15 protein-coding genes and 1 pseudogene are annotated in these 21,120 nt (G+C 40.1%); 14 read left to right on the top strand and 2 right to left on the bottom strand.

Annotated elements, in window-relative coordinates; all coding sequences use genetic code 11:
• The first annotated feature begins 14 nt into the window (after positions 1 to 14).
• The 5 genes and pseudogenes from PQ460_RS18260 (at position 15) to PQ460_RS18240 (ending at position 2,844) form a co-directional block, all read left to right on the top strand.
• Positions 15 to 443 (top strand): hypothetical protein, encoded by a 429-nt coding sequence (locus PQ460_RS18260; RefSeq protein ID WP_274170677.1) that lies wholly within the window; start codon positions 15 to 17, stop codon positions 441 to 443.
• A 1-nt stretch (position 444) separates the two neighbouring features.
• Complete coding sequence (locus PQ460_RS18255; RefSeq protein ID WP_274170676.1) at positions 445 to 564, top strand: CD1375 family protein; 120 nt, start codon at positions 445 to 447, stop codon at positions 562 to 564.
• A gap of 105 nt (positions 565 to 669) precedes the next feature.
• Positions 670 to 1,077: pseudogene (locus PQ460_RS18250) on the top strand (phage holin family protein); the annotation flags it as partial.
• Positions 1,078 to 1,497: 420 nt separating this feature from the next.
• Positions 1,498 to 2,463 carry a glycoside hydrolase family 25 protein gene (locus tag PQ460_RS18245; RefSeq protein ID WP_274172963.1) on the top strand — a complete coding sequence of 322 codons (966 nt, stop codon included), beginning with the start codon at positions 1,498 to 1,500 and terminating at the stop codon, positions 2,461 to 2,463.
• Between the two features lie 105 nt (positions 2,464 to 2,568).
• The gene (locus PQ460_RS18240; protein WP_273615249.1) at positions 2,569 to 2,844 is read left to right on the top strand and encodes a holin; all 276 of its coding nucleotides are present in this window, start codon (positions 2,569 to 2,571) and stop codon (positions 2,842 to 2,844) included.
• A gap of 370 nt (positions 2,845 to 3,214) precedes the next feature.
• Here the strand turns inward: PQ460_RS18240 and PQ460_RS18235 are convergent, their stop codons facing one another.
• Complete coding sequence (locus PQ460_RS18235; protein WP_274170675.1) at positions 3,215 to 5,125, bottom strand: 5'-nucleotidase C-terminal domain-containing protein; 1,911 nt, start codon at positions 5,123 to 5,125, stop codon at positions 3,215 to 3,217.
• Between the two features lie 484 nt (positions 5,126 to 5,609).
• Between PQ460_RS18235 and PQ460_RS18230 the strand changes: the two genes are divergently transcribed.
• The 5 genes from PQ460_RS18230 (at position 5,610) to PQ460_RS18210 (ending at position 11,862) form a co-directional block, all read left to right on the top strand.
• Positions 5,610 to 7,229: an ABC transporter substrate-binding protein gene (locus tag PQ460_RS18230; protein WP_274172962.1), complete on the top strand. Its 1,620-nt coding sequence runs from the start codon at positions 5,610 to 5,612 to the stop codon at positions 7,227 to 7,229.
• A 20-nt stretch (positions 7,230 to 7,249) separates the two neighbouring features.
• The gene (locus tag PQ460_RS18225; protein WP_273615251.1) at positions 7,250 to 8,254 is read left to right on the top strand and encodes an ABC transporter permease; all 1,005 of its coding nucleotides are present in this window, start codon (positions 7,250 to 7,252) and stop codon (positions 8,252 to 8,254) included.
• 11 nt (positions 8,255 to 8,265) lie between these two features.
• On the top strand, positions 8,266 to 9,159 hold the full coding sequence (locus PQ460_RS18220) for an ABC transporter permease (protein WP_273615252.1): 894 nt from the start codon (positions 8,266 to 8,268) through the stop codon (positions 9,157 to 9,159).
• Positions 9,160 to 9,439: 280 nt separating this feature from the next.
• Positions 9,440 to 10,852, top strand: a complete 1,413-nt coding sequence (locus tag PQ460_RS18215) for a deoxyguanosinetriphosphate triphosphohydrolase family protein (RefSeq protein ID WP_273615253.1) — start codon at positions 9,440 to 9,442, stop codon at positions 10,850 to 10,852.
• A 62-nt stretch (positions 10,853 to 10,914) separates the two neighbouring features.
• The gene (locus PQ460_RS18210; protein WP_273615254.1) at positions 10,915 to 11,862 is read left to right on the top strand and encodes an MsnO8 family LLM class oxidoreductase; all 948 of its coding nucleotides are present in this window, start codon (positions 10,915 to 10,917) and stop codon (positions 11,860 to 11,862) included.
• A 141-nt stretch (positions 11,863 to 12,003) separates the two neighbouring features.
• Here the strand turns inward: PQ460_RS18210 and PQ460_RS18205 are convergent, their stop codons facing one another.
• Positions 12,004 to 12,957 carry a D-2-hydroxyacid dehydrogenase gene (locus tag PQ460_RS18205; RefSeq protein WP_274170674.1) on the bottom strand — a complete coding sequence of 318 codons (954 nt, stop codon included), beginning with the start codon at positions 12,955 to 12,957 and terminating at the stop codon, positions 12,004 to 12,006.
• A 203-nt stretch (positions 12,958 to 13,160) separates the two neighbouring features.
• Here PQ460_RS18205 and thpR point away from each other — a divergent pair, with 203 nt between their 5' ends.
• The 4 genes from thpR to gltB all read left to right on the top strand — a co-directional run bounded on the left by thpR (position 13,161) and on the right by gltB (position 20,847).
• Positions 13,161 to 13,733, top strand: a complete 573-nt coding sequence (thpR, locus tag PQ460_RS18200; RefSeq protein WP_274170673.1) for an RNA 2',3'-cyclic phosphodiesterase — start codon at positions 13,161 to 13,163, stop codon at positions 13,731 to 13,733.
• A 275-nt stretch (positions 13,734 to 14,008) separates the two neighbouring features.
• A complete protein-coding gene (locus tag PQ460_RS18195) occupies positions 14,009 to 14,836 on the top strand; it encodes a cell wall hydrolase (RefSeq protein ID WP_274170672.1) in 828 nt (275 codons plus the stop codon).
• 133 nt (positions 14,837 to 14,969) lie between these two features.
• On the top strand, positions 14,970 to 15,656 hold the full coding sequence (locus tag PQ460_RS18190) for a metal-dependent hydrolase (protein WP_274170671.1): 687 nt from the start codon (positions 14,970 to 14,972) through the stop codon (positions 15,654 to 15,656).
• A gap of 589 nt (positions 15,657 to 16,245) precedes the next feature.
• Positions 16,246 to 20,847: a glutamate synthase large subunit gene (gene gltB / locus PQ460_RS18185; RefSeq protein WP_273615259.1), complete on the top strand. Its 4,602-nt coding sequence runs from the start codon at positions 16,246 to 16,248 to the stop codon at positions 20,845 to 20,847.
• Positions 20,848 to 21,120 lie beyond the last annotated feature (273 nt).

Here is a 21,120-nt window from a genome sequence, read left to right as displayed (position 1 = left end):
AGGAGGTTAGTTCTATGAAAGCTGTACCTAAAGTAGACGCAAATGGTCTATATATCGAAGATGTTATTCAGGACGATACCTTTAGCGGTATCGTCCCTTTTTATACCGATCCATCAGATACGGATTCTCCGATTACTAGTTATCTTATTGGCACTGGTGTTCCAAGTGGTCTGTATCAACCAAAATGGGATTTGGATCATAATCAATGGGTGGAAGGACTAACACAAATAGAGATTGATGAATTAAAAAAATTATCGACTAGCCCACCATCAACAGATATTACTCAAATGCAGCAAGAACTTACGAATACCCAGCTGGCACTTACCGATACATTCGAAAAGTTAACAGCTTCTCAACAAGAGACCACGAATTTACAATTAGCTGTTGCTGATTTATATGAACAATTAGCCAGTATGACTTCTATTGAAGGAGGTGGCAAATAATATGGCTGCCATTTATGTGAGTCTCATTCAAAAAGGATTGAAAACAATAGAAGATGTGCCTACGTATCAAGGAATGCGCAATCAGGTACAACAATTATTGGATAATGTAAAAGAAGCCTAAATACAAGTATAAATAAACCAAGTCCCAAAGCCTCCGGCACTTCGCCTGGAGGCTCTTTTTTAACCTAAACAAAACAACATACTACAATAACAGGAGGAAAGGTCCATGGGTGGGGAGGTTGAAGCCATTGTCAAATCGGTATCGACTGGTGCGGGGGCCATGATCAGGTACTTTTTCGGGGAGTGGAGTGTAATGATCAATCTACTATTGATGCTTGTCATCGTCGATTGGGTAACAGGATGGGCAGCTGCATGGATCAATGGAGAATTAAAAAGTCGAACAGGTTACCGCGGAATTGCTCGCAAAGTTGCTATTTTTGTTATGGTTACGATCGCTCATTTTATTGATAAAGCGGTAGGTGATCTGCATTATTTTCAAGATGCTGTCATCTTTTTCTATTTAGCGAATGAATTGTTATCTGTGATCGAAAATATGGGACGGATGGGTGTACCTATGCCTAAAGTGTTACGTCATGCTGTAAAAATCTTCGAATCTCATAGTGGAGAAGATGAACCGAATGAAGATGCTAACTCTTCTTCTCAACGCTCAACAAGCCATTCGGCAACCATCTTACCGACAACGAATGGACAGATTGAGTCAGATCACCATAACAATCCGGAATCTCACCAATCCAACAATAATCGTCCATCTGATCCAGTAGCAGAGGATAAGCCCAAGCAAGACGACGATCTAACCATTACCGACGAATTATCTCCAATGACACAAGCAGAACGAGATCAGCAATTTGTACGCAAAGAAAACACGTTAGAAAACTTCATTTTTCCAGAATAATATATTGCATTCATATCTACGTCTCAGTATTCGCTTCAAGTAGAGCTGAGCCTGATACTATGTTTTATTTGCGCAATAGCAGAATAGATGTAGCTTAAATGCAAGTAAATTCATAAATACACCAGAGAGAAGGTGAATCGATTGCAAGCCAAAACAGCAGATGGTGCACAGGGCATTGATGTGTCGCACTGGCAAGGAAATATCGACTGGAACAAAGTCAAAGCTGCAGGCAAACAGTATGCTTTTATCAAAGCGACTGAAGGTACGCGTAATAAAGATGTTAGATTTATTGCGAATATCAAAGGCGCAAAAGCTGCTGGATTGTTAGTAGGCGCGTATCATTTTCTGAATGCTACCAGTACCAGTATTGCACAGCAAGAAGCTGCTCATTTTGTCCAAAGACTGCAAGAGATTGGCGGAGCGAAAGTATTAGATTTTCCACCTGTATTGGACTACGAAAATAACCCGGGTGGACTAAGTAAAAGCTCGATTAATGCTATTGCTAAAGCTTTTCTAGAAGAAGTAGAACGCTTAACCACGATTCAACCTATGATCTACACAGGTAATGCGTTTGCTGCTCATTTTGATACTTCACTCAGCAAGTATTCATTATGGATCGCAAGATACAGTAACACCCGTATTCCTGACGATTGTACCGCATGGAAATCATGGGATTTCTGGCAGTACTCAGATTCTGGATATGTAAATGGAATCGGTGGCAATGTAGATCTCAATATTTATAAAGGCACATTAGCACAATTAATATCCACTTATCGTCACAAGCAAGATCATGAACCAGTAGAGGAGGGAGAACAACCGATGACCGCAGAAGAGAAAAAAGCTTTTCAAGCATTAGAAGCTACTGTCAAAGCACAAGCAGATCGTATTGCTGCATTAACAGACAGTCGTGATCTACTCAAAACCAGTATTACCAAAGTAGATACACGTATCCAACGGATCGAGCAAACTCAAAAAATGGATATTCCTACTTGGGCCAAAGAAGCGGTGGATAGCGCATTAGCTAGTGGGCTGATTCAAGATGCAGAAGGCGGCAGTTACGACTTTTATCGTTTGCTCACCGTATTACACCGTAAAGGTCTGATTTAATACCATCTTCATGATATGAATAGATCTACTAATAAATAGCTATAACCAAATAAACAAAATAAAAGTGATACTAATAAACTTTTAGAAATAGAGAGGAGTTAGGATATGGAAGAATTAAATAATGTATTAGCATTTGCTTCTACCTTGTCGCTGATCGTATTAGCACTTGTACAAGCACTCAAAACCGCAGTCGCTACACCGAAAAATTGGATTCCAGTGATTGGGATTATTATTGGTGTAGGCATTGGAGCAGCAGCTTATCCATTTACAGAATTGGGATTGGTTCCTCGTCTGTGGGCAGGTGGACTTGCTGGATTGTCTGCAACAGGATTATTTGAATTAGCTTTTAATCCAAAAGCAGGCACCAGTAAAAGTATGTAATAGTGAACTATGCAGATTATATGATCTGAGAAATGTGTGTACGTATAGGAAAACGACCACTTGTATATCACTATATCGGTAAGTTAGTAATACCTATCTAATCTATGCTAAAAAGGTCTTATCTATAGCTATTTAGAGAATAATACGATTAAGAACATTCGACTCATTCTTGAATACTGCCGCTATATGTACTATTGTTCATTTTTCAAATAGGTAACAAAAAAATCTCAATAGACAACAAAAAAAGGATCTGGAAGAATCCAGATCCTTTTACTTTTTACATTGAAAGTTACCATTATGCAGGATGGTATAACTTCTTTATTTTACATATACCTGATTGCTCTTATAGCATCTTTACCAAGAGCTTAGCTTAAGATGCTGCTGTTGCAGTCATAGCAGGTAGTTTGATTTTTTGACCTGGATAAATCCAGTGTGCATTGGTAAGATCGTTCAGATCGCGTAGTACTTTCCATGTTGTACCATGATCTACAGCGATTGAATACAGTGTATCCCCGGCTTTAACTACATATACATCGCTTGCTGCTGGAACCGGTTTGGCTGGTGTTGGTTTAGCAGGCTTAGCGGGTTTGGTTGTAGAAGGCTTAGCAGGAACAGGTTTAGCTGGTGTTGCAGGCTTCGTTGTAGATGGTTTGGCAGGAACCGGCTTCACTGGAGTCGCAGGTGTAGTCGCTTCACCTGTACTTGAAGCAGGAGTAGCTGCTTCTGCAATCCGCCCATCTGTTTTGATATTTACTTTGCCCAGAGACTGCATATATTCGATCAATGCTTCATCTAATGAACCATAGATACCCGTTTGCGCTTTACCTTTGAACATTGTGTATTCGTCGCCACCAACAGCCATAAAGTCGTTAGTTGCAAGACTATAGGTTGCTTTGAGATCAAGTGGTTTGCCACCTACTGTTACCGAGTGGACACGTTTGCCTTTTTCTTTAGCGGTATCGATTTTGTACGTGATTCCAGATACTTGAGTAAATGCTCCTTTTTCGTTCGGGAAATCACTAGCACCGTTGTTCAATGCCGCTAACAGTTCAGCACCTGTTACATTGATCGAAACGATTAGATTACCGAAAGGAAGAACAGTGATCACATCACCTTTGGTTACTTTACCCGCAGCGATTGAAGCACGAATACCTCCGCCGTTCGTAATCGCTACATCTGTACCTGCTGTTTTGCGCATAGCATCTGTTAACAGATCCCCAAGATTCGTTTCACCTGCACGAACTTGAGTACGCTCACCGTCTAGTTTAACGGAAGATTCAGCAACCGTTTCTTCAAGGATCGATTTTTGTGATTCTTGAATAGAATCAACCAGTGCAGCAACTTTCGGATCTGGAGTAACATTTGCTGCTGCTTTTTCGTCTAATACATAAGCTTGTTTCTTCGTTACTTTACCGCCGTCTACCCATAGATCGATAACGCCCATATGTTCACCATATTCGCCTGTACTAGCGATCAGTGTTCCATTTTCAGTCTGTCCATTTTCAAGCAATGTATGACTGTGACCATCGATAAATACATCGATGCCTGGAACTTCTTTAACCACTTTCAAGCTTGTATCTGTGCTGGATTGATCCAGGCCCAAATGCCCTAGAGCAACAATGACATCCACTTTACCTTGCAATTCAGCAACCATTTTTTTAGCAGCTACCGCAGGATCGGTAAATTCAATATTCGTTACATTTTTAGGATTTGTTTTGTATGCAGTCTCAGGCGTTTCCAATCCGAAAATACCGATTTTGACTCCGTCTACTTCACGAATAATATAAGGTTCAAAAGGAGCCTTTCCATTTTTTTCGACAATGTTAGAAGAAATAATCGGGAAATTAGCCATTTTGGAAAGTTCTAGCAAGCGATCATACCCATAATCAAATTCATGGTTACCGGGTTCCATCGCTGCATAACCCATTAGATTCATCGTTTGGATGACGCTTTCGCCTTTAACCAATGTAGCAAAAGAAGTACCATGAATCTGATCTCCAGCGTCTAACAACAACGTATTCGGATTCGCTTCACGATACAAATTAGCGATTCCAGAAAGTTTGGCATAGCCCATATAAGGCGTAGCTTCTGTAGCGTGAGCATGAACGTCATTCGTATGTAAGAGAGTGATATGTGTTCCAGTACCAGCATCTTGTTGAGCCTGCTGATTAATACCTTCTATCGTTAGTGTGGAAGGTGCAGCCGCAGATAGAACACTTGAAAAGCTTAGAGTCAGCAATGCTGACGCGGCAAATGATAAAAACGTTTTCTTTGTAAACATAGAAATGAAATGCCCCCTTTTATTTGGTATTCTCCTTATTCTATCAGTTAATTGTTAACGGTGTCACTAGATTTGAGCAAACTATTTGTAAAAAATATTAAGAAAAGTTAGTTAATATGACATTATATACATTATGTTAGAACAATCATTGATATCATTCATTTTTAAAATCAAAGTATGTTGATAATGAGAAGTCAATTTAACAGCATATAAAAGGATTTTAATATAATATAAACGCAATAATTTGATATTACTGTCGTTTGATGTAGCCTTTTGTAACAAATAAACGTTTTATGTGAAAAAACATTGCCAAACAAGTAACAATGATGTAAATTAAGTTCAACCTGTGGTCAATTCCAATTTTAGCCAACATTCTCAAAATACATATACAAGAGAATATACTGGATAAAAAGGATTGAGTACGTATCCATGATTTTCTAATTCAGAAGGGAGTTTGTTGCTTGTGAAAAAGGGATTATTGTTGATGTTTACGTTGATGTTTGCGTCTGTTTTATTGTTGGCAGGTTGTACCGGAAACAAATCAGCTACAACAGCACCAGAAGCAAATGGAACAGAAGAGACCGCTGCTACTGGAGGCGGAACATTAATAGTAGGACGGGGTGGAGATTCAGCCGCACTCGATCCAGCAATCGTTACTGATGGGGAATCGCTCAAAATTGCACAACAGGTTTTTGATACACTGTTAGATTACAAAGAAGGAACAACTGAAGTTATGCCATCACTCGCAGAAAGTTGGACGATTTCAGATGATGCACTAACGTATACTTTCAAATTACGTGAAGGTGTCAAATTCCATGATGGTACTGATTTTAACGCTGATGCAGTTGTATTTAACTTCAACCGCTGGGGCGATACCAAAAGTAAATACAAATTTGAAGGTGACTCTTTCGACTATTATGATTCCATGTTTGGACCGGAAGAAGATCGCGTAATTGCAAGTGTAACTGCAACTGATCCAACAACGGTTGTTTTCAAATTGAATAAACCACAAGCTCCATTTCTACAAAATCTAGCGATGACTTGCTTCGGTATTGCTAGTCCAAAAGCAATCGAAGATGAAAAAGCAAACTTCAAATCCAATCCAGTCGGTACAGGTCCATTTGTATTCAAAGAATGGAAACGTAGCGATTCGATCACACTCGACAAAAATCCTAACTACTGGCAAGAAGGATTGCCAAAAATGGATCAAGTCATTATCCGCTCTATTCCCGATAACACTGCTCGTTACAATGCCCTTCAAAACGGCGAAATAGATATGATGGAAGATTTAAGTCCAGATGATTTAGCTACATTAGAAGCTAATCCAGCACTACAAAAAATCAACCGTCCACCATTTAACGTCGCTTATCTCGGTTTCAATACAACCAAAAAACCATTTGATGATCCTAAAGTACGTGTAGCACTAAATTATGCTGTTGACAAAAAAGGTCTGATTGATGCGTTTTTCGCAGGACAAGCAGAACCAGCGGTCAATCCAATTCCACCAACCTTATGGGGATATAACAAATCGGTTGAAGATTATCCGTATGATTTAGCGAAAGCTAAGCAATTGCTAGCTGATGCAGGTTACCCGAATGGACTTGATCAAGAATTAACGTTCTATGCTATGCCTGTACCACGTCCTTACATGCCAGATGGACGTAAAGTAGCTGAAGTGATTCAAGCGAGCTTTGAACAAATTGGTGTGAAAGTAAAAATTGAATCTCCAGAGTGGGCAACTTATTTGGAAGATTTGAAAAACGGTACAAAAGACGATCTATTTATTATTGGTTGGACGGGTGATAATGGTGATCCTGACAATTTCTTCTATCCATTACTTGATAAAGATTCTATTGGTGGTAACAACTATAGTCAATACGATAGTGAAGAATTCCATGATCTAATTGTCAAAGCTCAACAAGAAACCGATCAAGCAGAGCGTAGTAAATTGTATGAACAAGCTCAAGTGATTGTGAAAAAAGATGCGCCATGGGTTCCATTGGTACATTCTACGCCATTACTTGCAGCCAAAGCTGAATTGAAAGGGTATGTACCTTCACCAACCGGCTCAGAAGCATACACCAATGTATACATCGAACAATAAAAGCATGGTAGGTGATCAGCATGGGCTCTTACATTTTTAAACGCCTGATTGTACTCATTCCCGTATTGCTAGGTATGACTATTATTGTATTTTCGATTATCCATGCGATTCCAGGTGATCCGGCAGATACGATTCTAGGGGAAAAAGCAACAGAACAGTCAAAGCAAGCTTTGCGTGAACAGTTGGGATTAGATCGTCCGTGGTTAGAACAATATTTTGCTTATTTAGGAGATTTGCTAACAGGTGATCTAGGAAGTTCGATCCGCACAAAGGAGCCTATTTCGCAAGAAATAGGTCCTTACCTGGCGGCAACGATGGAACTCACTGTAGCCAGTATGCTATTTGCAATAGTGATTGGTGTCAATGCAGGGATTATCAGTGCTTGGAGACACAATTCGTGGTTTGATTATATCTGTATGATTATTGCGTTGGTTGGCGTATCTATGCCTATTTTCTGGTTAGGATTAATGGAGCAATGGATCTTTGCCAATAAATTGCATTGGTTACCTTCGATCGGGCGTGTGAATGTACGCGAACCATTAGAAACGGTAACTGGATTTTATGTAATCGATGCGATTATTTCAGGGCAAACAGCACAGTTATGGACAGTGATCAAACATCTTATTTTGCCTTCTGTAGCACTAGGAACAATTCCGATGGCGGTTATCGCAAGAATGACACGTTCCAGTATGCTTGAAGTCATGCAGTCTGATTATATTCGTACAGCCAAAGCCAAAGGGTTATCTCAATTTTATGTAGTCTATCGACATGGACTAAAAAACGCGTTTATTCCAGTCTTGACTGTTATTGGTCTACAAACAGGTGCACTTCTAGGTGGAGCTGTACTGACCGAGACGATTTTTGCTTGGCCAGGTGTAGGCAGATATATTTATGAAGCAATTAGCAATCGTGATTATCCGGTAATCCAATCAGGCATATTAATTATTGCTATCATTTTTGTTGTTATTAATCTGCTGGTGGATCTGCTGTACGCTTTATTTGATCCACGTATCCAGTACAAGTAAGAGGTGATCTGATGACACAAGCAACCCTGAATACCGGATCAGGTGGCAACGTCAAACATGTAAAGTCTGGGCCGTGGCGTGATGGCATACGTTCATTTATGCGTAACAAAACAGCTGTGGTCGGATTAGCAATTGTCGTATTTTTCATCATACTGGCTTTACTTGCACCACTGATTTCGCCTTATGATTACAAAGCACAAGTATTATCAGAACGTCTGCAAGCGCCATCTGCTGAACACTGGTTTGGTACAGATGATCTTGGTAGAGATATTTTGACCCGTACATTATATGGAGCACGTATATCATTATGGGTCGGCTTTGTATCTGTGATCGGTTCTATTATTATCGGTACATTTTTAGGCATACTGGCAGGATTTTATGGTCGCTGGGTAGATATGTTAATCTCGCGTGTATTCGATATATTGCTAGCGTTTCCAGCTATCCTGTTAGCGATTGCGATTGTAGCGATATTAGGGCCTTCTCTGCAAAATGCGCTGTATGCGATTGCAATCGTCAATATTCCAACCTATGGTCGATTGGTGCGATCACGTGTCCTTTCGCTACGGCAAGAAGAATTTATTACAGCTGCTCGTGCAACAGGTGTTCGAGATGTACGGATTTTATTTAGACATATTTTGCCGAACAGTCTTACGCCGATTATTGTACAAGGAACACTCGGAGTGGCAACAGCGATTATAGAAGCCGCAGGACTAGGCTTTCTAGGAATGGGTGCTCAACCACCTGAACCTGAATGGGGTAAGATGTTATCTGATTCACGTCAGTTTATTCAGACCGCTCCCTGGACAGTTATTTTTCCCGGAGTATCGATTTTGTTGACGTCGCTTGGATTCAATCTAATGGGCGATGGATTACGTGATACATTTGATCCGAGGATGAAGCGCTAATCTAGGAATGATTATGACCAAATGAAAAGAAGATATGCGAACCGATTGTAGGCTCGTATATCTTCTTTTTTGATATCCAATAGAATAACTCTAAATTTTTTCTTCTATATATACAGTCATTTTGTAACGTATATTTTTCAGTGTAAAATGGGTATAAATAGTTTACCATCTAATTAGGCATGTATTTGTGAAAATGCGTTACTTTGCGAAGTGTGCAAAAATGTGTATAATCACTCCAACCATGTATAGCCAATAGATATAGAGATATAGGAGAAACCATATGGAAAATAATTTAAAATCAATGCGTGAACACCGTCAATACACAGAGGATAAACATGAAGCTTCCCGCGAAGCTTACGAACGCGATTATTCGCGATTAATTCATTCTCCAACGTTTCGTCGTTTACAAGGAAAATCACAGGTATTTGGAGCAGGAACCGGTGATTATTACCGTACACGATTGACTCATTCTTTGGAAGTGGCACAGATCGCCAGACAAGCAGCCAAAAGTCTACTCAGCCGTTATCCTGAAATTGATGAATCATCTGCTAGTAATCCCGGGCTAATTATTCATCCTGAAGTAGTAGAATGTGCTTCGATTGCTCATGATTTTGGGCATCCGCCGTTTGGACATAAGGGAGAAGAAGTACTGGAAAGTATATTGGAAAATTTAATTACCGAGAAAACGCAAAAAGCATTAAAAGGCAAAAAAGTAACTTCTGCTGAACGGGAAGCTGTGCGTCAGCAAATGCGAGAAAAATATGAACACTTTGAAGGCAATGCTCATAATTTTCGTTTGATTATGTTTTTGGAAAAACGTGAAAATTTAGATGGACTCAATCTGTGTGATGCTGTTCTACTTGGTATTAACAAATATCCCTATACGGGAATCGTTAATAAAAAAGGACTGTACCATCGGGAGTGGCAATATATCAACCAGATTCGTCAGCAGTGGCAAATTCCAGATCGTAAAATTACACTGGAAGCTCAATTGATGGACTTGTGTGATGATATCGCTTATTCGGCTCACGATTTAGAAGATGGGATCAAAGCAGGTAAAATAGAAGTTCATGAACATTTTATGCATGATCCATATACGCATAAATTAATTATCGAAAAAATCATGACCCTTGAAGATCGTTTCTGGTTAGGATGGAGTCGTGAAAGTATAGCAGCTAAAGTAGATGAAGTCTTAACAGCATACTTGCGCATTTGGCGTGAAAAGTTGCCTGTTTGTGATCATGATTACTCTCGTACTCGCCGCGAGGTCAAAGCGTACTGGGTGAGTCATTTTGTCAGTCATCTGGGTGTAATTGATGATGGTGATTGGAAAAAGGTCACTTTTATCAATGATCAAGCGGAAGACGAAGATTTGTTACGAACTGTAAGTGTACTCAAAAGTTTTGCCTGGGTGACGATGATTCGTGATCTACGCGTGCAGCGATTGCAAAAACGCAGTGAGTGGATTATTCGTCGCTTGTGGGATGCTTTTCTTGATCAAGAATCGTCTGTGTCTATTATTCCTTCGGATTGGTTGCAACGATTTGAACGTGATCAATTAAGCCCGAATCCTGTATGGACATGGGAGCGAATGGTCATTGACTATATTGCTGGAATGACCGACGCATTTGCCGAGAAAATATATAATGAATTATACGGTCTCAAAGTCGGGTCTATTTACGATCTCGATTAATATTATTTATGTTCTTACAAAAAACTATATTATAGAAGAAACATCATAGAAGAGGTGAAACCATGAAAGCATTACCCCTTGGCATTCTGGATATGTCACCTGTATTAGAAAGCGTATCGGTTGAAGAAGCATTACAACAATCTGTACGATTAGCACAAATGGCAGAAGAACAAGGATATGAGCGATTCTGGTTATCAGAGCATCACGATATGGCAGGACTTGCTTGTACAGCACCTGAAATATTAATCACTTATATCGGAGCGCATACCTCAACCATTCGTCTAGGTTCTGGCGGTGTATTATTGCCTCATTATAGTGCACTCAAAATCGCAGAAACGTTTCGGATGTTATCAGCGCTATATCCAGGCAGAATTGATCTTGGTATAGGACGTGCACCCGGTGGATCTGCTCATGCTTCGATTGCACTTAGTGGCAATTATTTAGAACATGTGGCTCAGATGCCTACGTTGATGCAAGACCTTACTCATTTGTTGCAAAATAAATATGAGATTGAAGGCGGAGAAGTTTTTGCTAGACCGATTCCTGCACAAGAGCCGGAATGCTGGTTACTTGGCACCAATATTAAGAGTGCAGGTCTAGCCGCTGAATATGGAACAGGATATGTATTTGGTTACTTTATGAGTGATAATGATGGTCAGAAAGCCATCCAACATTATCTTGAACAATATCAAGCTACATCGTTACAGTCTCATCCTAAAGTCATGATGGCAATCTCTGTTATTTGCGCAGATACGCAAACAGAAGCGGAGCAGTTATATGAGCATTGGAAAAGTCATTCTCAAGCGCCGGGCGGAAGTACTGACGAAATTCCAGCTCCGATTGTAGCAAGCACCGAAAATATTATAGAGCAGTTACAACAATTGCAAACTCAATATAAGGCGGACGAACTACTACTCATTTGTCCATTGCAAACGTACGATCAACGTATCCATGTGTATCAAAAAATTGCAGAAGCCAATCAATCGGTATCTTCTGTTTCGTTGTTATAAAATGCTAAAAAATAAAAGTATAGATTATATTCAAAAGATAAATGCGATTGAATAAATAAACGAACTTTTGAATAAATCATACTTTTTCATTACAAAAAAGACTCGTCCTTTTATTGGGAACGAGTCTTTTTATTGTTTTAATTAATATTTTTTACCATAATCAACTAGATTGATAGGAAGAGTCTGATCGTTCTGATAAGCTTTCAAGTTCGTTAGGAAAATATCTAATACACGTTCTGTATAATGTTCATTACTACCTGCAATATGAGGGGTAATAATCACTTGATCCATTTTCCATAATGGATGATCTTCAGGTAAAGGTTCAGGGTCAAACACATCAAGCCCTGCTCCGGCAATTACGTGATCTTCCAAAGCATGAACCAATGCATCGGTGTCCACTGTAGAACCACGTCCCACATTTATAAAAATAGCATTTTTCTTCATCGCTGCAAAACGTTCTTGATTAAATAACTGCTTTGTCTCATCTGTTAGTGGCAAAATATTCACCACATAATCTGCTTCAGCCAAAGCATCGTCTAATTGATCCATCGTATACATCTGTTCGATATGTTCTGTTGCTTTACCTGAACGACGAACACCGATTGTATGCATACCGAATGCTTGAGCAAGTCTTGCCGTTTCTTGTCCAATATTACCAACACCTACAATAGCAATCGATTTTCCTTTAAGTTCGGTAAATGTTCCACTCGTATCCCATGTCTGTTGACTCTGATTACGAATCGCTTGATGAAAGTTACGAGAGAATGACAACATATATCCAAAAATTTGTTCTGAAATTGGAACGGTATGTACACCGTTAGCGCTGGTCAATTGAACTTGCTTATGACTCAACTTGTCTAAAGGCATATTATCCACACCTGCTGACCAGGTTTGAACCCATTTAACCGGACAGTCTTCGGCAAGAATATAATCAGCCAGCTTTTTAGACCATCCTACAATAATTTCGGCATCTTGAAAAAGGGAAGCATCTGCTTGTTTGGCAGGAACAGCTTTCAAATCATAATGGGGTGCTGCCTTTTGAATCTGTTGTTTTTGAGCTTCATCTAGTTCTTGTAGAAAGACAATGGTAGACATGTGATTCCCTCCTCGAGTAGTAAAGCTTGAATGTTTATTTCTGTTTTAAATGATATCAAATAATAACCCGCACACCAAATTAGAAGCAGTAAAGGAATGTAGTGTTTTGCAGATTTATATCATTTGGTGTATACTAAGTGGAAGTAATGATAGAACGTGTGTTCGTTAAAAGTGATTTTAGTATGAAGGAGGTTATATGGATCATGGGTACACAAGCAGGACAAGAGCGAATGTTTGTTGCTTTGCGGATCGGACAAGAAGCAGCAGAATCTTTAAGTGATTGGAGTACTTTGTTACATGAGAAATATAATTTTCGCAAATGGACACATGCACAGGATTTACATATCACAATTCAGTTTCTAGGTGATGTATGGGTAGAAGAGATTCCACCATTACAACAAGCCATTGCTCAAATAGCAGCACAGACCCAATCATTTGCATTACAGATTGGATCATTAGATACATTTGGTCTGATCGAAGCACCCAGAGTGTGGTGGGTACATCCTGAAGGTGATCTTCAATCATTGCATATTCTTCAGCAGCAGATTGGACAAGCTTGTACAGAGTTGGGATATGTAATAGATGATCGTCCATATCGACCGCATATTACAATAGCTCGCAAATATAAAGGTGAAATTCCTTTTTCAGAGCTGGATCATACCTTTCAGTTGCCACCTATAGGATGGCAAGTCACAGAGATTGTATTGTGCAAAATACGAATAGGACATCAACCCTCATATGAGAATATTGCTACATTTCCTTTAGTGAAAGAGTAACCTATGCCTAATATTGGCTTTTTGTCAATTTGACAAAAGATAAGTAACTATACTACTATACGTTCTGCTGCAATTTTGTAATTGAAGGCGGGATGGAAATCGAATTTTCGGCAATAAGAAAATTCAAATTAGATTAGTAACTTCGGCTTGTAATCGTATATTCGACTGAATCATAAATTGAAAAAATGATTCAAAATTTGAATGTTGGTGTATTCAATTGAAATCGGATAGGTTACATAGAGGATGGAGTAAGCTAACAATATTGGAGGAAAAAAATGGAGTTTATTAAACGCAACCAATGGATTACGCCTTTGCTAGGCGTGCTTTTTATATTTGTAATGTCTATGCCTTTCTGGATGGATAACCGTACAACCAAAGAAGAGTCTTTTACTCAATTGCCGATATGGGGAACTAAGCCTGTAGTGGCGTCTGCATCTCCGCTTGAAGCAAGGACAAGTCTAAGCTTTGTCACCTGGAATAATACACATACCCAAAAAGTGATTAAGCAAGTCAAAGCAGAAACAACAGTAGCACAGACCAAAGCTCTTAAAGCTAAAAAATTGGCGAAACAAGCAAAATTGAAAGCAGCGAACGCACGTTCAGCCAAAGCGAAAGCATCGTCTGGCATTGTAACGGCAAGTTCGTCTATTAATCATTCAACTCCAACCCACTTATACTTTACTCGGACCGAGCTACTTAACCAGAAGGAGAAATCCGAAGCAACCTGGACCTACGCAATGTCTAGTAAAGATCGGCTACTGTTAGAACGTATCGTTATGGCAGAAGCTGAAGGCGAACCGTACGAAGGCAAAGTGGCAGTTGCCAACGTTGTCTTAAACCGGCTACGGTCAGCTAATTTTCCCAAAACTATCAAAGATGTGATTTATCAAAGATACCAGTTTTCGCCTGTAAACAACGGTAGATTTGATCGTGTGAAACCTAATGCTGAGTCTGTTCAAGCAGTAAGTGCAGCTCTATCCGGTCATAAAGAAGTACCTGATAATACGTATTATTTTGTGTCATTGTCTTTGGCGACCGATGATACGATTGAACGTACCCGTACCAAAGTAGTACAAATTGGACATCATACTTTCTTTAAATAAAACCATGAAATAAGCTGGTTTGTTTTAGTTTGCTGTTTTCTAGTTTATAAGAAGTAGAGGAATTATACTTTCATTGGCGAGAATGATAAAATCAATGCGGGTATATTAATTTATTTCGGAGGTGCATTTATTTATGAAAATCACATATTATGGTCAGTCTTGCTTACTGGTTGAACAAGATGGAAAAGCAGTTATTATTGACCCTTTTCTATCAGGAAACCCACATGTAAATGTTGCTCCAAAAGATATTAAAGTAGACGCTATTATTTTAACTCATGGTCATGGCGATCATTTTGGAGATACAGTCGAAATTGCTAATAACAACAATTGCCCTGTGATTGCAGTCGTAGAATTGGCTCAATACACAGCAAGCAAAGGTGTTGAAAATACAGTAGGAATGAACCTTGGCGGTAGCAAACAATTCGACGGGTTCAAAGTAAAATACACGCTAGCATTCCATTCTTCATCGATTGAAGAAAATGGTCAAAATATTTATCTGGGAGAGCCTGCCGGTATTCTGTTAACGATGGGCGGTAAAACGCTATATCATGCAGGAGACACTGCGCTATTTGGAGATATGAAATTAATCGGTGAATTGAATACGATTGATGTAGCTGCTTTGCCAATCGGAGATTTCTTTACGATGGGCCCTGAAGATGCATTGATCGCGGCGAAATGGATCAAAGCGGATCAAGTGATTCCGATTCATTACAATACATTCCCGCCAATCGAACAAGATGCTGATGCGTTTGCAAAAGAGCTAGAGCGTGAAGGCATGAAAGGTTTGCCATTAGCGATCGGTGAAAGTGTAGAGATCTAATTCGTGCCAGCCGATTCACTTTGTAATAAAAGAATGAATCTTTAGATAAATAGTATAAAGCAGTATCCAAATCAAAAGCCTACCTTTACTATAAAAGGGTAGGCTTTATTTGTTTGCAAAAATAACGATAAAATAATAGATAAAAAGTATGTATTAATTATTAATTTTAATGTATAATAATACACTATATTGTTAAGAAGCTAATGCGATACGTTATTGCACTAATGCTTTGACGCAAAATAATATTTTATCAGAACTATAAAAATTTTGAATTGCCACGATGTCAGGTCAGTGTTAAAATGAGATAACTAATCCAGGGTAAAAGCAAACATGCTTATGCTACGTATAATCTCTACTAACAGAGATTCGGATAATTATACTTCTACTATTCATTTCTAATATCATATTCAGATAGGCTGCTTCCAACCATCTGTATCGTCAATTTACGTATACAGGTCGTGATGATTGGAAGAGCAGCCTGTTTTGTTATACCCTATCTCTGAAATTGCGATATTCACTGTCGTCCTCGTAGTGCCGTCCACTGGCTGTTCTCTTGACATCTCACTTCATAATAGAAAGGTTGCGTATTATGAACATTACTGGTTTGCCTCCAAAACAGGGGCTTTATGATCCTCAATTTGAAAAAGATGCTTGTGGTATGGGTTTTACTGCACACATCAAAGGAACACCGAGTCACCAGATCGTTAGCCAGGCGCTGACAATGCTTGAAAATATGGAGCATCGTGGCGGTCAGGGTAGCGAGCCAAATTCCGGTGACGGAGCCGGTATTATGGTGCAGATTCCTCATCGTTTTTTTGTTAAAGAAGCAAAAGCACTTGATTTTGAATTGCCTGAAAAAGGTCAGTATGGTGTAGCGATGGTGTTCCTCTCCCGTGATGAAGAACTACGTAACCGTCATGAAGACATGCTGAAAGACATTATTGCGCAAGAAGGACAAGTTCTTCTTGGTGTACGTACTGTGCCTACAGATGACAGTACACTTGGCAAATCGGCAAAAGATGCGAAGCCAGTCGTTCGCCAATTTTTTATTGGACGTAGCTCAGAGTTACAATCTCAAGATGAATTATCGTTTGAACGTAAATTATATGTGATTCGCCGTTTAGCAGAACGTCATATTCGCTTTGCAAGTGAACCGGGTGGAGAAACATTCTATATTCCAAGTTTGTCTTGTCGCAAAGTGGTCTATAAAGGGATGTTAACCACGATTCAAGTAGGCGAGTTTTATTTGGATCTACGCAATGAAGAGTTTGAATCTGTAATGGCATTGGTTCACTCTCGTTTTAGTACCAATACATTCCCAAGTTGGGATCGTGCTCATCCTTATCGTTTTATGATTCACAACGGTGAGATTAACACGATGCGTGGAAATGTAAACTGGATGCATGCTCGTCAATCGCTCTTCGAGAGTGAAGTATTCGGTGATGATATTGACAAAATTCGTCCGGTTATCAATCCAGATGGATCTGATACAGCGATGTTTGATAATACGTTAGAGTTCTTGTATTTGAATGGACGCTCATTGCCACATGTCGCTATGATGATGGTTCCTGAACCATGGAGTAACCACGACAGCATGGATGCGAAGAAAAAAGCATTTTATGAATATCACAGTTGTCTAATGGAACCATGGGATGGCCCAGCAGCAATGGCATTTACCGATGGAATTCAGATCGGAGCGACACTTGACCGTAACGGTCTACGTCCAGCACGTTATTATGTTACCAAAGACGACCGTATTATTTTGTCTTCTGAAGTAGGGGTACTGGATATTCCAGCAGAAGATATTCTGTACAAAGACCGTCTGCGTCCAGGACGTATGTTGCTGGTAGATACAGCAGAAGGTCGTATTATTTCAGACGAAGAAATCAAAGATAAAATTGCTTCCGAGCAACCGTATGGCGAATGGCTTGAAGAGCATTTGATGAATCTGGATGAGATTCCAGACGCACCGGAAGCGATTCAACCGGATCATAGCAATATTGAGCAATTGCAATTATCGTTCGGTTATACATTTGAAGAGTTGCGTAAAGTGCTAGAGCCTATGGCATCTACAGGTGCTGAAGCGATTGGTTCAATGGGTTATGATGCACCGCTTGCGGTACTGTCTGATCGTCCGCAACGACTATTCAATTATTTCAAGCAGATGTTTGCACAGGTAACCAATCCTCCGATTGATTCGATTCGAGAAGAGATTGTAACGTCAACAGCAACATCGATTGGACCGGAGCGCAATTTATTAGATCCACAACCGGAAAGTTGCCGTCAGATTATTTTGAATACACCGGTATTGTCGAACGAAGATTTTGCCAAAATCCGTCATGTTCGTCGCCCTGGATTCAAAGCGATGACTATTCCTATTTTCTATACAGCAGCAGAAGGTGCAGAAGGATTACGTAAAGCATTAGATAATCTATGTGCAGCAGCAGATCGTGTTATTCGTAAAGGTCATAATTTCTTGATTCTTTCCGATCGTGGTGTAGATAAAGAAAATGCAGCTATTCCTTCATTGCTTGCTGTCGCTTGTTTGCATCACCATTTGATTCGTCAAGGAACAAGAACGAAAGTCAGTTTGTTGCTTGAATCTGGTGAACCTCGTGATGTGCATCATTTTGCTTTGTTATTAGGTTACGGTATTAGTGCTGTCAATCCGTATCTGGTATTTGAATCGTTGCAAGATATGATCAAACAAGGATTACTACGTGGAATTTCACATGAAAAAGCTGTGAAAAACTATGTTAAAGGTGTTACCAAAGGCGTAACTAAAATTCTGTCTAAAATGGGAATATCGACGATTCAATCTTATCGTGGCGCACAGATTTTTGAAGCTGTAGGATTGAAGCAAGATTTTGTCGATCAATACTTTACTTGGACCGCTTCTCGTATTGGCGGTATTGGTTTGGAAGAAGTTGCAGCCGAAAGTCTATCTCAGCATAATCGTGCGTTTACAGACAAAGATGGCAATGACAAAGTGCTCGATTCGGGTGGAGATTATCAATGGCGTAATGACGGGGAGAAACATTTATTCAACCCGCAAACGATCCATTTATTACAACATGCTGTACGTACGGGCGATTATAAATTGTACAAAAAATATGCAGCATTGGTTGAAGGTGAAAATGAGCAACGTCTGACATTGCGTTCGATGCTCAAATTCAAACCAAATGGTGCACCTATTCCTTTGGAAGAAGTAGAGCCACTGGAATCGATCTTCAAGCGCTTCAAAACAGGTGCGATGTCGTTCGGTTCGATCAGTCAAGAAGCTCATGAAAGTCTGGCTATTGCGATGAACCGTATCGGTGGGAAAAGTAACACCGGTGAAGGCGGCGAAGATCCTGCACGCTTTGTTCCAGACGCGAATGGAGATTCACGTCGTAGTGCAATCAAACAGGTGGCTTCTGGACGCTTTGGTGTTACATCGAATTATCTGGTCAATGCCGATGAAATTCAGATCAAAATGGCACAGGGTGCGAAGCCAGGTGAAGGTGGACAATTACCAGGACGTAAAGTGTATCCGTGGGTTGCTGAAGTTCGGGGTTCTACACCGGGTGTAGGTCTGATTTCACCACCACCGCATCATGATATTTATTCGATTGAAGATTTGGCTGAATTGATCTATGATCTCAAAAATTCAAATCCACGCGCAGATATCAATGTAAAATTGGTAGCTGAAGTAGGGGTAGGTACGATCGCAGCAGGTGTTGCTAAAGGTCGTGCAGATATTATTTTGGTAAGTGGTTATGATGGCGGTACAGGTGCATCTCCACAAGGATCTATTCGTCATGCAGGCTTGCCGTGGGAACTCGGTCTAGCGGAGACACAACAAACATTGATTATGAACAATCTTCGTGATCGTGTTGTGTTGGAGACCGATGGTAAAATGCTAAGCGGACGTGATCTAGCGGTAGCTGCTCTATTGGGCGCAGAAGAATATGGTTTCTCTACAGCACCACTTGTAGCATTAGGCTGTATTATGATGCGTGTCTGTCAGATGGATACTTGTCCTGTAGGTGTAGCGACACAGAATCCAGAGCTTCGTAAAAACTTTACAGGTGATCCTGATCATGTTGTAAACTTTATGAAATTTGTAGCTGAAGATTTCCGCGAAATTATGGCTGAACTTGGTTTCCGTACTGTTCAAGAAATGGTAGGACGTATGGATTGTCTGGACGCTGTCGATGCGGCAGAACACTGGAAGAAAAAAGGTCTGGATCTATCTGTATTGCTTCATGAGCCTAAGCTTGCAGAAGGTAGTGAACGCTACAGAATCCAAAGACAAAATCACCAACTGGAAGAGACATTGGATATGCAACAATTGGTTCCACTGGCAACTCCAGCTCTTGAAAATGGTACGCGTGTAGAAGCTGACCTTGCGATCTGCAACGTGAACCGGGCGACAGGTACTATTTTAGGTAGCGAGATCACACGTAAATATGGCGCAGCAGGTTTACCGGAAGATACAATCACATTTAACTTCAAAGGATCAGCAGGTCAGAGCTTTGGCGCATTTGTTCCTAAAGGAATGACGCTCAAAGTAGAAGGCGACTGTAATGACTATGTAGGTAAAGGATTGTCTGGTGGTAAATTAGTCGTTCGTCCAGATGCCAAAGCTACATTTGTAGCAGAAGATAATATTATTATCGGAAATACGGCTCTGTATGGCGCTACAAGCGGCCAAGCGTATATTAATGGTATCGCTGGTGAGCGATTTGCTGTACGTAACTCTGGCGCAAATGTAGTCGTTGAAGGCGTAGGAGATCATGGTTGTGAATATATGACGGGTGGTCGGGTTGTTGTTCTAGGCAGTACAGGACGTAACTTTGCAGCAGGGATGTCTGGCGGTATTGCTTATGTGCTTGATCCAGATCGTAGCTTTGTAGAGCGTTGTAATCTTGAAATGGTTCTACTTGAATCGATTGAAGATGCAGCTGAACTGGAAGAAGTACGATCTCTGATCGAACGTCATGTGGAGTATACGGGTAGCCAAGCAGGACAACGTGTATTGCAAGACTGGAATCAACAATCTCAAGACTTTGTACGTGTTATCCCTAAAGACTACAAACGGATGACCGAGCAAATTCAAAAAGTTCACGATACAGGTCTAACAGGCGAAGCAGCATTACTTGCAGCCTTTGAAGCCAATATGCGTGAACTGGCACGTTCCGGTGCGTAGCATGTTAGCATCATTGGGATGGTTGTTAGCCCTTTTCGATGTTATAGAATAGAAAAGGATTAAAGCATCTCAAGTAATGGTTATCTAAATAATGGATTGAAGAACCTGTTGTTACTGGAATATTCCAGTGAACAGGTTCTTTTTTTATGTCTAGCTTGAACTATGATACACTGGGTAAAAGATGGAGCACGTATCCATTATTGAGATTGATACATAGAGCAGGAGGAAAACAGATGGAATCCAATTCCGATACAATCATGTCTTCTACAGAAC

This window comes from Paenibacillus sp. KACC 21273, from assembly GCF_028736095.1.
GTDB classification, from domain to species: domain Bacteria; phylum Bacillota; class Bacilli; order Paenibacillales; family Paenibacillaceae; genus Saccharibacillus; species Saccharibacillus kyungheensis.
This window is presented reverse-complemented; position numbering and strand designations above follow the sequence as displayed.